This window comes from Nitrosospira multiformis (assembly GCF_900103165.1).
Lineage (GTDB): Bacteria > Pseudomonadota > Gammaproteobacteria > Burkholderiales > Nitrosomonadaceae > Nitrosospira > Nitrosospira multiformis_D.
Window position 1 is genome coordinate 2643206 of record NZ_FNKY01000001.1, and the last position, 15937, is coordinate 2659142.

Genomic DNA, 15937 nt, shown 5'->3' on the forward strand with positions numbered 1-15937 from the left:
CATAATGGGAACGCAGACGCGTGACGGTTCAGCATGACAAGAATGGATCGAGCACCCTGGCGTTGGCGTTGGACGACCTGGCCGCACAGGCGGCAGCGGCAGGGCTATTATACGTTTCGGATAATGAGCCCGGCATCCGGAGAATACGCCGGGGCCGTGGATTTCATTACATCGGTCCCGATAAGAAAATACTGATCGATAAGGGTGAGCTTGAACGTATCGCCAGGCTGGCAATCCCTCCGGCCTATACGGACGTATGGATCTGCCTTCACGCGCAGGGCCATTTGCAGGCCACAGGGATCGATGCGCGCAAGCGTAAGCAGTATCGTTATCACCCCGGCTGGCGTGTGGCGCGCGACGGTATCAAATTTGATCGAATGGTGGAATTCGGCGAAGCGCTGCCTGGGCTTCGGCAATGCTTGCAGCGTGACCTGAGGCGTCGAGGTCTGCCCCGGGAAAAAATTCTGGCAGCTATCGTGAGCTTGCTGGATACCACCCGGGTACGAATTGGCAATCTGTCCTATGCACGCGACAATCGCAGCTTCGGCCTCACCACGCTACGTAAACGTCATCTTGCTGCCGTCAGCCAGCGGCACGCACGGCTGAAATTCCGCGGCAAGAGCGGTGTCGAGCATGAAGTCGATGTTGATAACCCGCGTATCGTCAAAATCATACGCGATTGCCAGCAATTGCGCGGTCAGCATCTTTTCAAATACCTGGATGAGGCAGGCAAGCCTCATCCCATAGGCTCGGAGCACGTAAACGGCTACCTGCGCGAAATCATGGGTGCCGAGTTCACTGCCAAGGATTTCCGGACATGGGGCGCTACGCTGAGAGCGTTTGAGCTGATGCTGGATACGCCATTGCCCGAACCTCCAACAAAACGCGCCCTCAGAGCCTGCATCGTCACCGCAATAAAAAAGGTTGCTGAAGAGTTGCGCAATACCGTTGCAGTCTGCCGAAAATCCTACATCAATCCCCTGATATTCTCCGCATGGCAAACGGGCGTTCTCCAGCAGTGTATGCGCGAGGAATCGGAGGGCATCCGCGGAGAATTGGAGTGCATGGCTCTCGCATTTCTTCGTCGAGCACAGTCTGAATAACGCTCCGGCACATACTTCGCACCAGCAAAACAACCCCGCCGAGCCGGCGAATTAACGAGTCAATGCGGCAAAATGACGCATGTGGCATATTGCCGCACCATGGAATTGATGGATATCAACCCTGTCTAATTCTCATCTGGATTCATTCAGCGAAACGCTGGAAACCAGTCGGCAGCCGTTTTTTTTACAGCGCCCCGCATAGGCTGCGGGATCAATCATATGACAATTTATTGTTTGTTATCTTTTATCCGGAATATCTTTTTGTTTAACGCAACATATACCCTATATAGGTATTGACATATACCCCCACAAGGTATACAGTCAAGCCGTCAAGAATCACTCATGAAACTTAACCGAATTTTGCATAATCCCAGGAGAACATAAATGAACATATTACGAGTCGCTACGTTTTTGATTGGCACCGCGCTGATGGGGGCATCCCTGTTTGCCGCCGCACATACCGAAGAATATTTTGATTCCGTCGAGTCGCCCCATGGCGGACAGATGCGGATGTCCGGACCTTATCATCTGGAGCTTGTCGCCAAGGATAAGGAAATCGTGCTTTATGTGATGGATCATGCCAACAGCAAGCTGAGCGCCGAAGGCGGCTCGGGGAAGGCGACTATTCAAACCGGTAAAGGCAAAGCCAGAACCTCGGTCAAACTGGAGCAGGCGGGCGACAATATCCTCAAAGGGACGGGCGAATTTTCCATCAAGCCTGAGACAGTAGTCACCGTATTCGTTGAACTCCCGGGGCAGGAAGCATACTCAGCCAGTTTTACCCCGCTCAAACCCAAGGCCAAGCTCGCCATGAAAACTAAAGCTGCCAAACCACAGGCGGATAGCGGTGATCCACATCACCATACGCACCACTGATTGGGCTTGGCTGGTTTGATAGTTAAGTAAAAAACCCGTCATCCTTGACGGGTTTATCCTAGGGCCTGTTAACACTTATTTCGCACCCGCGTTGCTACACAAAAAACGCGGATGCCGCGTTTTTTGTGTAGCAACCCGAAGGGACGGGACGGATTTCATCCAGCCCTTCGTTACTCGCCGCTTACGGAGGCCTGCTCCGCCGCGCGGCTCATGCCTCGTGCTGGATGAAATTCGTCGCCGTCGCGGGTGCGAAATAAGTGTTAACAGGCCCTAAATCCGCTCGCACCTTGTCCCCTTCTCCGCGAATTCACGTACGCTAATTCCGGCCATTCATACAGGCTCCCCTTTCACCAGGGAAAGTTTGGTATCAGCCAGCAGGTTGCAAAGCAGTCTCTGGAAAGAGGTGTCTCCCTTCAGCACGGCGCGAGCATCAATGACAAGACGCAGACGACCGCTTTGCAGCCTCAGTAGCTTCAGATAACTGGGGAAAAAATGATGAGCCGGTACAGCGATGCCGGAACCCGGGCATTTGGGGGGATAACCGACCCACTCCGGCACCAATCCAGACTGGCGCAGGGTGACTTCCGATTCCTCGAACACATATGCGGTAATGCCGATAGCGTCGCTCTTCCAGCGGCTTATCGGCATGAGAAGCGGCACCGCCTGAGGAATTGACTTCGCGATTTGCGTGGAAACGCGCTTGGATTGACCTTCCATGACATCACTCCTCCGTAAGCAATTCAAGACTTGCCATTCACTCCGGCGCGGTTTCCGTTACCGGAGATATGTCGCCGCCAAGTGCCCTATCATTCATCTTACGGATTTTGGACACGTTGAAAATTGTACTGAAGTACATCCATGAAATCTTGTGCCCGGCTATTTCACTGGATCGCGGAAATAACGGGTAAAAAAATCCCGAGACGGGTTAAAAATGTAGCAGAATTTGTTGTTACGCAATAACAGCTAATCGAAGCAGATATATTCCATTACAATGACTTGTTCATCTGGAGCCATCATGCAGGATCACCCTACCCCCGAAAAAATATTGCAGACCGGCATGGCTTTCTGGGCATCAAAAACGCTGCTCAGCGCTGTCGAGATGGGTATTTTCACCGAGTTATCGCGCGGACCCGCGAGCCTGGATTCGCTCAGCGAAAGGCTCGGCCTGCATCCCCGCTCGGCACATGATTTCCTTGATGCGTTGCTGGCGCTCGGCTTCCTCAAGCGTGAGGGCGGCCGCTACAGCAATACGCTCGAGACCGATCTGTTCCTCGACCGGAATAAGCCATCCTACATAGGTGGCATTCTTGAGATGGCGAATCACCGCCTCTATCCATTCTGGGCTGATCTCACCGAGGCGTTGCGCACCGGTCAGCCGCAGAACGAGTGCAAGACCGGCGGCGCCGGCCTTTTTGAAACACTTTATGCTGATCCCGCACGTCTGAAGGAATTTCTCTCCGCGATGACCGGTGTCAGCCATGCATCCAATACCGTGATCGCCCGTCTTTTTCCCTGGAAAGATTACCAAACGTTTATCGATGTAGGCACTGCACAGGGAGATCTTGCCGTACAGATTGCGCTCGCCAACCCTCACCTGCGCGGGGTGGGATTTGATTTGCCCGAAGTTGCGCCAATCTTTCAGCAATACACCGCAGCCATGAGCGTCGCAGACCGGCTCACGTTCATGCCGGGCGATTTCTTCAAGCATGATCTCCCGAAAGCAGACGTTGTGCTGATGGGACATATCCTGCACGACTGGGATCTGCCCACCAAAAAAATGCTCATCCGGAAAGCGTTCGAAGCTATTCCCGCAGGCGGCGCCCTTATTGTCTACGAGACCATCATTGACGATGACCGTTCACAGAATGCCTTCGGGCTGATGATGAGCCTGAACATGCTGATCGAAACGCCGGGAGGTTTCGATTACACGGGTGTTGACTGCAAGGCCTGGATGAGTGAGGCCGGGTTCTCCATCACACGCGTCGAGCCGCTGACCGGACCGGATTCCATGGTTATCGGAATCAAATAGAACGAGGAGCTAGTTCGGGGTGCGGCAATTTGCCGCATTCCTGCGCCAGCCAAAATGCATTACTCTCGCGATCCAGCCTATTGCGAGAGGATATTGTGCGCTGGATTCGACATGTTACGGTTATAAAGCAAAAACCTGTCTTGCTTACTCTGGCAAGTCTGTTCTGCGCATCTTCTGTCTGGGCAGCCGGCGAAGCCGAGCCGCCGGCAAAAGATGCGGCCAAATCTGTATCTCCGGCAGAAAAAAAACCAACTGCCGCCGCACCCTCACCGGAAGCACTCAGGGATACTGATGTAGCGCCCGCTCCCACCGAAAAGAAAACACCTACCAGCGAGTCTGCGATTAAATTGCCGGAAATGACGATCGGAGGAAAAGTCACGCCAATTGCCAAGCAAACCGACAAGGAGAGATACCGGCTGCCCCAGACAACAGAGAGCATCACCAGGGAAAAAATGGACGCTACCGTCAATATGATGCAGACGGAGGATGCCATCAAATACCTGCCATCCGTACAAGTACGCAATCGCTATATCGGCGACACCAACGCACCAGTGGGAACGCGCACCTCCGGCACATCCGCCAGCGCGCGCAGCCTGATTTATGCCGACGGTATCCTGCTGTCTTCCTTGCTCGGTAATAACAACACAAACACCGGTTCGCCCCGCTGGAACACCGTCTCGCCCGGAGAAATCGACCGCATCGATATCATGTACGGGCCATTTTCCGCCGCTTATCCCGGCAATTCCATGGGTGGCGTGATCAACATCACCACGCGTATGCCGGAAAAATTCGAAGCGGGCGTGGATGTGCAACAGTCTTTCCAGACTTTTAATCTGTATGGCACAAAGGATACTTATCATAACCAGCGATATTCCGGATACATTGGCCACAAATATAAAGATCTATCGATGCGCTTCGACTACAGTCATCTCGATGCCCATAGTCAGCCCATAATTTTTACGACTCCCCTACAATCAGCCGGCGCCCCATTATCTGGCGGGGAGACGCCGGTAACGGGAGCTATCGCCGGCCAGAACCCCACACTTGCCCCTAACTACGTGCTGGGTGCCGGAAACATTAATCATACCGTGCAGGACAACTTCAAGTGGAAGCTGGCCTACGATTTCACGCCGACCATAAGATTCGCCTACACCTTTGGGATGTGGCAAAACAACGCGAGTGCCAGTGCTCAAAGTTATCTGAGAGACGCGGCAGGCAATGTCATAGATAGCGGCGCGGTCAATATCAATGGCAGACGATTCAATCTCAACACTGTCAGCTCCGGCCTACCCGCCTTTGCCGCGAATCGGACCAATCAAACAACATGGTCGCATGGCCTGAATCTCAGATCCAACACCGGCGGAAAATTTGACTGGGAACTGGTAGGCAGCGTAATCGATTTAAGCACGGATAACGTGCGCCAGCCAACGGTTAATCCCATCCTGGCAGCCGCTAATGGACCTGGCAGGATCACCAGTCTGGCCGGTTCTGGCTGGCATACATTCGATGCCAAAGGTATCTGGCGGCCCCGCGTTGATTTTCTCGGCCTGGGTTATCATGAGATCAGCTTTGGTTTTCACCATGACCTCTACACCCTGAAAAACCCGGTATTCAACACCAGCAATTGGCAGACGGGCGGTCCCGCAACTACCTTCTCAAACTCGACCGGCAAAACCCGTACCGAAGGTTATTGGGTACAAGACGCCTGGGATTTCCTTCCACACTGGAACTTCACGGTCGGTGGACGTTTTGAAAACTGGCACGCTTATGACGGCGTGAACACCACTGCTGCAGGAACGGTTAACCAGACTGATAAAAGTGCGTTCAATTTTTCACCCAAAGGGAAGTTAAGCTGGAGTCCGATCGAACAGTTGAGATTTGGCGCAGCCATCGGTCAGGCTTACCGCTACCCCACGGCCTCGGAATTGTTTCAAACAACGACAGTGGCGGGTATAGCATTCAACGCAAATCCTAATCTCCGGTCTGAAGATGCCCTCTCCTCAGAACTCTCCGCCGAATATTTTCCGGAAAAAGGAAGAGTGCGTCTCAGCCTGTTCCAGGAGCGGGTAAAAAATGCCATTTTTACCCAGGTTGGGACGGTCAATGGTATTCAGACAAGCTTTATTTCCAATGTGGGTGAAGTCGATACTTATGGCGTCGAGTTTTCCGGGGAAAAAACGGATGCCTGGATTAGAGGTCTGGATATCCTGGGTAATTTCACCTGGGCTGATTCAAGAATCAACGAGAACCATGCTGCCGACGCAGCAGCGGCGCTGTTGGGCCCGACCGCAGCCAATCCCAACGCTGCCGTTCCCTCAACTGGCAAACGTCAACCCCGGGTTCCGCAGTGGCGATCCAACGTAGTAGTTTCTTATCGAGCGACCGACAAATTCACTATCACGACAATGCTCCGCTACAGCAGCGGCCAGTTCGGCCAATTGAATAACACCGACACCAATGGTTTTTCATATACAGGGCTTACCAGCTACACTGTCGTCGATTTACGCGCAAATTATAGACTCAGCAAGCAAGTAATGATCAGCGGGGGTATCGACAACGTTAACAACGAAAAATACTGGGTCTTTCACCCCATGCCGCAACGGACTTACTTTACCCAGATACGGTTCAATTATTAGCAGTCCCTGCAAGAAAACCGTGCCTATTGATCCGGCCTGAATAAGGCTCTACGCAGTAGTGAACATGGATGTCTTGGAAGAAACTTTCGACGCGCATGTGTTCGTGGTTTAACTCCGGACACTATGTATCGGCAAGAAAATACCATGAATTCGTCATTCCGGGCTTTGACCCGGAATCCAGTCCAAGCCAATAGTTGCAAATTTTTAAGGCCACCGGATACCGGCTTCCGCCGGTATGACGCTGATACTATTTGTTCACTGGATTATAATCGGGCAGGTGAAACACCTCTAAGCCAGACTTTGATTGGCTTACTATGATGGGCTGCTTGGGATACCTTCCAAGAGGGCAAAGGTAAAGGGCATCGGATTAAAGCAAAGACGCCTGGTTCAACCCCGGATTTGTTTTTCGAGCCATCATTTCTGCGTTGATGATCCCATGAAAAAAATTTCGCGCAACGATCCATGTCCCTGTAACAGCGGCCGGAAATACAAGCACTGCTGCCAGCAATCCGAGGAAGCCCGGTCGGCAGCTCAAGTGGCAATGCGGGTGGCGAACGGGCACGCCCAGACTCCTTCGTCTGATCCATCTATTCAAGCATATCTCCAGACCGCGATTGAATATCACCAGGCAGGTAATTTACCGCAGGCCGAAGCCATTTATCGTCAAATACTCCAGGCAGCACCGGATCACCCCGGTGCACTGCACTTCCTGGGGCTCATTGCAAGGCAAGTGGGCAAGAATGAAGCCGCTATCGAACTTATCGGCAAGGCGCTTGCGTTCAAACCGGACTATGCGGAGGCACACAGCAACCTGGGAAATGCGCTTAAGGATCAGGGCAGATTAGAGGAAGCGATTGCCAGTTACCGCAAGGCGCTCTCATTCAAGCCGGGGTTCACCGAAGTATACGCCAACCTGGGTAACGCACTTAAGGATCAGGGCAAGCTGGACGAGGCTATTGCCAGTTATCGCAAAGCGCTGATGCTCAAACCGGATTTCGCGGAGATACATTGCCTTCTGGGGAACGCGCTGAACGAACAGGGTAAGCCGGGGGAGGCCGTTACCAGCTATCGCAACGCACTCACATACAAGACTGATTTTGCCGAAGCGTACTGCAACCTGGGAAATGTGTTGAACACACAAGGCAAACTGAATGAAGCAATCGTCAGCTTTGGCAAGGCGCTGGTGCTTAAGCCGCATTTTGCCGAGGCGCACAGCAACCTGGGGAATGCGCTCAGGGAGCAAGGCAAGCTGGATGAAGCCATTGCCAGTTATCGCAACGCGCTTGCCCACAGGCCGGATTATGCAGAGGCATATGCCAATCTCGGCAATGCGCTCAGGGAACAAGGCTGGCTGGACGAAGCGATCACGAGTTACCAGCGCGCACTAAAAATCAGGGAAAGCCCGCAAATCAAGAACGGATTCGCGCAATGCATAAAAAATATCTACTTTACACATGAAATTCCCGGTATCCGCTTCCTTGTTGCCCGAGCCATATCTGAACCGTGGGAGCGGCCGGCCGACCTTGCGAACCCGGCCATTTCGCTCGTCAAGCTGCATCCAGGCATCAAGGAATGCATAGCCCGGGCCACCCGCGCATGGCCATCCGGATTATCGCAGCATGAGCTGTTCGGTCCGCCTGGAGCATTCGCCTTTGCTTCGATTTGCGATGACGTGCTGCTTCATCGTTTGCTGGAAAATACCACGGTCTGTGATAGGGAACTGGAACGTTTTCTCACCATGGCAAGAAGTAGCCTGCTTGATAAAGCGATCGCCGAAGAAAATTACCCTGTATCGGAAGAGAAGATCCTGGCCTTTTATTGTGCGTTGGCGCGACAGTGCTTCATCAACGAATACATATTTGCCTGGTCCAGCGAAGAATCCGGCCGGGCGCGGTTTCTACGAGAGCGCCTTGCCGCGGCGCTGGCGGCCGGGTCACGTGTCCCCGTATTATGGCTGGTTGCGGTAGCCGCCTATTTCCCGCTGATTGCTTTGCCATCCATTGAAATCCTGCTGGATCAATCCTGGCCTGATACCGTTGCTGCGTTGTTGGTCCAGCAAGCACGCGAACCCCTGGAGGAATTGCAATATCGCGCCGTCATTCCGCGCTTGACTCCCATCGCGGACGGCATATCCCGTCGGGTGCAGAAGCAATACGAAGAAAATCCCTATCCGAGATGGGTAAAATTGCCACCGGGCGCCAGAGCCATCTCGATCGATGCCTATCTGAGCGAACGATTTCCTTTTTCACAGTTCCAGCCAATGGGCCTGACTGACAAAAACGAAGCCAGGAAGAATGAGCCACTCGAAATTCTGGTAGCCGGATGCGGGACCGGCCAGCATTCGATCGCAACCGCTCAGCGATATCAAAACGCCAAAGTTCTTGCTATCGACCTGAGCTTGACAAGCCTCTGCTACGCCAAGAGAAAAACCCGGGAAGCCGGCCTGGAAAACATCGAATATGCGCAGGCCGACATCATGGCGCTCGGTGTGGTTGACCGAAGGTTTCACATCATCGAATCGGTAGGCGTGCTGCACCATCTTGCAGACCCGATGGGGGGATGGCGTCAACTGCTTTCGTTACTACGGCCCGGTGGATTCATGCGTTTGGGCTTCTACAGTGAGTGTGCGCGTCAGAATGAAGCTGCCGCGCAAAATTTCATTACCGGACATGAGTATCAGCCGACCCCGGAGGATATTCGCCGATGCCGCCAGGACCTGATGTCCCTGGAGAATGCCGGTCAGTTCAGGCAAATCTTATCGGCCAGAGACTTTTATGGAATGAGCGAATGTCGCGACCTGCTGTTTCATGTCAAGGAGCATCGCTATACGCTCCCTCAACTCAAAGCAAATCTCCAAGAACTGAATCTGATCTTTATCGGGTTCTCCCTCGAGCCCGGCATCATCAACCAATATGCGGCGCGCTTTCCCGCCGATCGATCGCAGACCGATCTCGACAACTGGCACGTATTCGAGACCGAGAATCCGGATACGTTTACTACCATGTATCAGTTCTGGGTACAGAAGCGCGGCCAGGAACCCTGACCCGGATACTTCATCGGACGGACTCCGAATATTATTGGAAACGGCATGGATAATGGCATTTCCGGCCTAAGGGATCTCTGAATGAGTCTCCGGTTTTGGCAGCCGGTTTGCAGGTGCAACAGACTGACGCAGCCGGGCAGCAGCCACACCCGCCATCACAATCAGGCCCATGCCAAGCAGCGCCAGTCCGGTAACGGGATCGTCGAACAGCAGCACGCCATACAACAGGGACCAGGCGATACCCAGGTACTGCAGGCTGGCAATGACAAGCGTGCCGCCGATCCTGTAGGCACGCGTCATCAACAGTTGTGCCAGCGTCGCCAATACACCCACCGCGAGCAGCATCCCGAGACCACGCAGGGTGTGGGCATGCCACCCGCTAATGAGCGATGTCTCCAGGGCGCCGGCGCAAATGCTGCCCACAGAGAAATAAAACACAATGCGCGCCTCCGACTCACCCGCCCTGCCAAGCGCGGTCACCTGCAAATAGGCCATGGCGGCAAGCAAACCCGACAACAGCCCCATCAGCCCGCCCCATAGTTGATGGGGCTCCATAGTGGGTTGAAGGATACAGACCACACCCAAGAATCCAACAAGCACTGTGCAAACCAGGCGCGCATCCACGCGGCCGCCGCCGATCAAAACCGAGCCCCCAATGAGCAACAGCGCCATCCAGATGGGAGACATATAATTCAGTGTCATCGCGGTGGCGAGCGGCAGTTCGCCTATCGCGTAAAACCAGAGGCCAAGCGCACTGACGCCGGTCAGGCTCCTCCAGGCGTGCATCGCCGGCAGACGGGTGCGAAGCGTTTCGCCTGATGCGCGCGTGATCAGCACAACCATCGCGGCGCCCACGATACCCCGGTAGAACACGATTTCACCCGTACCGTAGCTGGCCGACGCAAACTTGACACACATGCCCATGGTCGCGAAAAACAAAGTAGCGCCGATCATCAGCCCTGACGCCGATAGTTTTTCTTTTGCGTTTGAAATGATGTTAATCGGCAATCAGGCAACCCTCTGAATAAATTATGTATCTCCGTATTTCAAAACTCATGCCTTGCTGATCAGGCCCCGTGATCCGGTCCACCTGTAAGATATTACAGCTATCCATGCTTCCCGATCCCTAGTTAAATAGCCTTCCAAGTAAAATGATTTGCGTGGGAGTTAGAGTGAAGCCTGATAAGCGGGAGGACCATGCACGCTCTACTGTCGCGGCGAGAAAGGCGCTGCAGGCGGCGGAAGATGCATTTGGGCCGGATCATCCCAGAGTAGCCACCGGACAAAATAATCTGGCTGTACGATATTATGCTGAAGGAAAATATGCTGAAGCCGAAACACTTCTCCAGGAAGCGTTGCGATTTTGGGAACGGACATATGGCGCGAATGATCTCGATATCGCCGCATGCCTGAATAATCTGGCGGAGGTACGTCACGCTCAGGGACACCTGAGGGTGGCGGCAGCGCTTCTGGAACGGGCGTTGGCGATTTGCGAAAAAACGCTGGGACCGGCTCATCCCGATATTGCCATGAGCCTGCACAATCTGGCGTCACTTTACTCTGATCAAGCGCAGTATGTACAAGCCGAGCAGCTTCTCCAGCGTGCACTGGAGATTTCGGAAAAAACATCCGGTCCGAATCACCCTGATGTGGCGACCTGTCTGAATAATTTGGCGGAGGTGTACCGCATTCAGGGGCAGCATGAGACGGCGGCCGTGCTTCTCGCACGGGCATTGGCGATTGACGAGCAGAGCCTGGGGCCGGATCATCCCGATGTCGCCACGAATCTGAATAACCTGGCATTGCTGCATCTCGCCCAGAGACAGTATGCGGAGGCGGAGCCGCTCCTCCAGCGTGCGCTGGCCATTTCAAAAAAAACCCTGGGCGCAAGCCATCCCGACATGGCAACCAGCCTGCACAACCTCGCGGCGCTCTATCGCGGTCAAGAACAGTATACTCAGGCCGAGCGGCTCTACAAACGCGCGCTGAAAATAAATGAAAAGAATTTTGGCCCGAATCACCCTGCTGTAGCCATAAGCCTGAAAAGCCTGGCGGCTCTATACCGTGACAACCATCAGCCAAATGCAGCAAAGCCGCTGGAAAAACGCGCATCGAAAATATGGGCGATACGCCGATAAATTCCTGGGTTCGGACCATTGCAGCGTAACTGGGGTCTGTTAACACTCGCCCCAATCCGTAAGACGGACACACAAATTTGGATTCCAGAAGCGCTCCATATAAAATTGCGCCCATGACCAAAATCTCCCAATTTATCGATTTTTCCGCCCCGTCCGTGGATGTGGCTCGATCCCTGATAGGCACGACCTTGCTTGTCGATGGCGTCGGAGGTCGGATTGTCGAGACGGAAGCCTATGATCACGAAGATCCTGCCTCGCACAGCTTTGGTGGCCCGACTAAACGCAACCGGGTGATGTTTGGTCCGCCCTGTCGAGCCTATATATATCGCTCATACGGAATCCACTGGTGCCTCAATTTCGTTTGCCGCGCGGATGGGCATGGTGCAGGCGTTTTAATCCGCGCGATCGAACCGCTTGCAGGGCTGGATATCATGCGTGCGCGGCGCGGGCTTGACCATCCACGCCTGCTTTGTTCCGGACCGGGGCGTGTCTGCCAGGCACTCGGCATCACCGATGCACATAGCGGCATGCAGATCGATACGTCGCCGTTCCAGCTCCTGCCTTTAGCGGAAGAAATTTCCGTCGTCACCGGTCCGCGCATTGGTATCTCGAAAGCGAAAGAGATGCCCTGGCGGTTCGGACTTTCCGGGTCTCCCTTCCTGAGCCGTCCATTCCGTTGAGACATTCAAATTCGCTAGGCCTGCCCCGGAATGGCTATTGCATCTCTTAAGTCTGACCTGATCCAATCTGTTTTATTATTTTTTTACCGCACCCGCTTATCGCTAATTCCAGCGCAACCTGCCATATAAAAATGGAATTTCGCAGCTTCTTTCAAAGTAATAGAAAGAGGAGCTGTATTAAGATTACAGACGGCAGGAATCTCAAATTATCAGCCGCATCACAATAATAATTTTCAGCCCAGGAGAAAGTAATGAGTGCTCTAATCAATAAGCTCGGCTGGCTCGCATTCGCCATCCTTGGCGCCTTCGCGTTCGCATTCATCGCATTGCATCATGGCGAGTCCATCGGTGCGATATGGATCGTGATCGCCACTGTCTGCGTCTATACGATTGCTTATCGCTTTTACAGCCAGTTCATTGCCCGGCGGGTGCTGAGGCTGGACGTCACCCGCATGACCCCCGCTTACAAATTCAATGACGGCCTGGATTATGTGCCGACCAACAGATATGTATTGTTCGGCCATCATTTTGCCGCCATTGCGGGCGCCGGACCGCTCGTGGGGCCGATACTCGCCGCGCAGATGGGCTACATGCCCGGCATGCTGTGGCTGCTGGCCGGCGTTGTGTTTGCCGGCGCGGTACAGGATTTTATCGTGCTGTTTGTTTCCACCCGGCGCGATGGCCGTTCGCTGGGCGATCTGATCAAGTCGGAACTCGGACAGATACCCGGCATGATCGCCCTGTTCGGCACATTCTTCATCATGCTGGTCCTGCTGGCGGTACTGGCGCTGATCGTGGTCAAGGCGCTGGCGGAATCGCCCTGGGGCACCTTCACTGTTGCCGCCACTATTCCAATTGCCTTGTTCATGGGGGTTTACGCACGCTTTATCCGGCCGGGCGCGATTGGCGAAGTCTCGCTGATCGGCTTTGTTTTGCTGATGCTGTCGATCGTCGCGGGGCAGTATGTACAGGAAATACCTTCGATGGCCGCCCTATTCACCCTCACAGGCGAGCAGCTCACCTGGATGCTGATTGCCTATGGCTTCATTGCGTCCGTGCTGCCGGTCTGGCTGCTGCTGGCGCCACGCGATTACCTGTCCACGTTCCTGAAGATCGGCACTATCGTCGGTCTGGCACTCGGTGTCATCTTCATTTCGCCGGAACTCAAGATGCCGGCATTTACACAATTTGTGGATGGCTCCGGCCCGGTCTGGTCGGGCAGTCTGTTTCCCTTCCTGTTCATTACCATCGCCTGCGGCGCGGTATCCGGTTTCCACTCGCTCATTTCCTCCGGCACCACGCCCAAGATGATCCGGAACGAAGGCGATGCCCGCTTCATCGGCTATGGAGCCATGCTGATGGAATCGTTTGTCGCCATCATGGCGCTGGTAGCCGCTTCCACCATCGAACCGGGCGTGTACTTCGCCATGAACAGCCCGGCCGCGATCATCGGCACCACGGCGGAATCGGCATCGCAGGCCATATCGCAATGGGGGTTTTATGTCACGCCCGAGATGATCACGCAGACTGCGCGGGATGTGGGAGAGCACACGATCATTTCCCGCACCGGCGGCGCACCGACGCTGGCGGTGGGCATGGCGCAGATTCTGTCGGATGTGATTGGCGGCCGGACGATGATGGCGTTCTGGTATCACTTCGCCATCCTGTTTGAAGCGCTTTTCATCCTGACGGCGGTCGATGCGGGCACACGTGCAGGACGCTTCATGCTGCAGGATCTGCTCGGCACATTCATTCCGTCGATGAAACGTACCGACTCGGTAATTGCCAGCCTGATCGCCACCGCGATTTGCGTCGCAGGCTGGGGCTATTTTCTGTATCAGGGTGTGGTCGATCCGCTGGGAGGAATCAACACCCTGTGGCCGCTGTTCGGTATCTCCAACCAGATGCTGGCCGGTATCGCGCTGATTCTCTGTACGTGTGTCCTGTTCAAGATGAAGCATGATCGTTACGCCTGGGTCACTATCGTACCCGCCACCTGGGTTCTGGTCTGCACGCTGACTGCCGCATGGCAGAAGATTTTCGACGTGAATCCGCGCATCGGCTTTCTGGCGCATGCCGGCAAATACAGAGAAGCACTCACCGATGGCGTACTCCTGGCACCAGCCAAATCATTGGAACAGATGCAGCAAGTCATTTTTAACGATTATGTCAACGCGTCGCTGGCGGGCCTCTTCATGCTGGTACTGATCAGCATGCTGATATTTGGTATCCAGACAGTACTACGTGCGCGCGGCACAGGCGGGCCTACCGCCAAAGAGGCGCCGTTTGAACTATTACCGATCGAAGCAACCCCCGGAACATGAGGTGCACATCCATGCTAAATAAAATTACCGGCATTACCAGGGCGGCGCGCTATCTCAGGCAGAGCATGCGGCTGATGGTAGGCGTGCCCGAGTACAGCACGTATGTCAATCACATGAAAATCACGCATCCCGATCAACCGGTCATGTCTTATCAGGAATTCTTCCGGGAGCGTCAAGAAGCACGGTATGGAGGAAAGGTCAGCCGATGTTGTTAGCGGCTGCCTGAACGATGGGGTCTTTATAAGTGCGGAACCGCAGTGCGGGCTCTCGGTGGCAAATTGACATGGCGTTCCGCAGGAGGCCTTTTTTATGCCAGCTCAAAAACAAGCACCTCAGCTTTCTCCCCCCGATCGAGAACAAGACCGCTTTCACCGGTAAGCCTTGCGGCATCACCCGCATGCAGGGGGATGCCGTTGAGCGATACCCTGCCGTGGGCAACATGAACATAAACAAAGCGATCTGTGGCGATCGTCCGCTCGGTCCTTTCACCCGCATCCACCAGCCCCGCGAACAATTTCACGTTCGCATGAATTTTTACCGAGCCATCAGCACCATCCGGTGAAGCGATCAGACATAACGTGCCGCGTTTCTTTGCGTCGTCAAAATACTTTTCCTCATAGCCGGGCGGAATTCCCATGACATTCGGCATAAACCAGATTTGCAGAAAATGCAGCGGCTCGCTCGAAGAAGCGTTGAATTCGCTGTGCTGCACACCCGTGCCCGCACTCATGCGCTGCACGCTTCCCGGACGTATGATGGAGCCGTTGCCCATACTGTCGTGGTGTGCGAGCGTCCCTTCCAGCACATAACTGATAATCTCCATATCGCGGTGACTATGCATGCCGAAACCCCGGCCCGGCTCGACCCGGTCTTCATTGATGACACGCAGCGCGCGAAACTGCATGTATTCCGGGTCGTGGTAATCCGCGAAAGAAAAGCTGTGCCAGGAATCCAGCCAGCCGTGTTCGGCATGACCGCGCTCCCCGGCGCGACGTAAATCCATCATGAATGGCCTCCGCTAGGTGAATGAAGGGTGAGTAAAAAGTAAGTCAAGATGCAACGGCGCGGTGCGGCACACCGTTCACCGGGAAACAGGAAAAAGCCCAAC

At 54.3% G+C, this 15937-nt stretch carries 12 protein-coding genes; 9 read left to right on the forward strand and 3 right to left on the reverse strand.

What is annotated here, in order from left to right; translation table 11 throughout:
- Window positions 1–20 precede the first annotated feature (20 nt).
- Both BLR00_RS11950 and BLR00_RS11960 read left to right on the forward strand, forming a co-directional pair.
- Window positions 21–1103 carry a DNA topoisomerase IB gene (locus BLR00_RS11950; RefSeq protein WP_074632916.1) on the forward strand — a complete coding sequence of 361 codons (1083 nt, stop codon included), beginning with the start codon at window positions 21–23 and terminating at the stop codon, window positions 1101–1103.
- Window positions 1104–1487: 384 nt separating this feature from the next.
- Complete coding sequence (locus tag BLR00_RS11960) at window positions 1488–1979, forward strand: hypothetical protein (RefSeq protein WP_074632922.1); 492 nt, start codon at window positions 1488–1490, stop codon at window positions 1977–1979.
- A gap of 330 nt (window positions 1980–2309) precedes the next feature.
- Here BLR00_RS11960 and BLR00_RS11970 read toward each other — a convergent pair whose 3' ends face one another.
- Window positions 2310–2696 (reverse strand): hypothetical protein, encoded by a 387-nt coding sequence (locus BLR00_RS11970; protein WP_074632925.1) that lies wholly within the window; start codon window positions 2694–2696, stop codon window positions 2310–2312.
- A 274-nt stretch (window positions 2697–2970) separates the two neighbouring features.
- Between BLR00_RS11970 and BLR00_RS11975 the strand changes: the two genes are divergently transcribed.
- The 3 genes from BLR00_RS11975 to BLR00_RS11985 all read left to right on the forward strand — a co-directional run bounded on the left by BLR00_RS11975 (window position 2971) and on the right by BLR00_RS11985 (window position 9687).
- On the forward strand, window positions 2971–4008 hold the full coding sequence (locus BLR00_RS11975; protein ID WP_218124330.1) for a methyltransferase: 1038 nt from the start codon (window positions 2971–2973) through the stop codon (window positions 4006–4008).
- Window positions 4009–4148: 140 nt separating this feature from the next.
- Complete coding sequence (locus BLR00_RS11980; protein WP_256324138.1) at window positions 4149–6644, forward strand: TonB-dependent receptor domain-containing protein; 2496 nt, start codon at window positions 4149–4151, stop codon at window positions 6642–6644.
- 436 nt (window positions 6645–7080) lie between these two features.
- On the forward strand, window positions 7081–9687 hold the full coding sequence (locus tag BLR00_RS11985; protein WP_074632931.1) for a tetratricopeptide repeat protein: 2607 nt from the start codon (window positions 7081–7083) through the stop codon (window positions 9685–9687).
- A 66-nt stretch (window positions 9688–9753) separates the two neighbouring features.
- Here the strand turns inward: BLR00_RS11985 and BLR00_RS11990 are convergent, their stop codons facing one another.
- The gene (locus tag BLR00_RS11990) at window positions 9754–10641 is read right to left on the reverse strand and encodes a DMT family transporter (protein WP_074634289.1); all 888 of its coding nucleotides are present in this window, start codon (window positions 10639–10641) and stop codon (window positions 9754–9756) included.
- A gap of 218 nt (window positions 10642–10859) precedes the next feature.
- Here BLR00_RS11990 and BLR00_RS11995 point away from each other — a divergent pair, with 218 nt between their 5' ends.
- The 4 genes from BLR00_RS11995 to BLR00_RS12010 all read left to right on the forward strand — a co-directional run bounded on the left by BLR00_RS11995 (window position 10860) and on the right by BLR00_RS12010 (window position 15044).
- Window positions 10860–11825, forward strand: coding sequence for a tetratricopeptide repeat protein (locus BLR00_RS11995; RefSeq protein ID WP_074632932.1), 966 nt, complete (start codon window positions 10860–10862; stop codon window positions 11823–11825).
- 113 nt (window positions 11826–11938) lie between these two features.
- Window positions 11939–12505, forward strand: a complete 567-nt coding sequence (locus BLR00_RS12000) for a DNA-3-methyladenine glycosylase (protein WP_074632933.1) — start codon at window positions 11939–11941, stop codon at window positions 12503–12505.
- 251 nt (window positions 12506–12756) lie between these two features.
- The gene (locus tag BLR00_RS12005) at window positions 12757–14829 is read left to right on the forward strand and encodes a carbon starvation CstA family protein (protein WP_074632936.1); all 2073 of its coding nucleotides are present in this window, start codon (window positions 12757–12759) and stop codon (window positions 14827–14829) included.
- Between the two features lie 11 nt (window positions 14830–14840).
- On the forward strand, window positions 14841–15044 hold the full coding sequence (locus BLR00_RS12010) for a YbdD/YjiX family protein (protein WP_074632938.1): 204 nt from the start codon (window positions 14841–14843) through the stop codon (window positions 15042–15044).
- Window positions 15045–15136: 92 nt separating this feature from the next.
- Here BLR00_RS12010 and BLR00_RS12015 read toward each other — a convergent pair whose 3' ends face one another.
- Entirely contained in the window at window positions 15137–15835 is a 699-nt protein-coding gene (locus BLR00_RS12015) for a pirin family protein (RefSeq protein ID WP_074632941.1), read from the reverse strand.
- Window positions 15836–15937 lie beyond the last annotated feature (102 nt).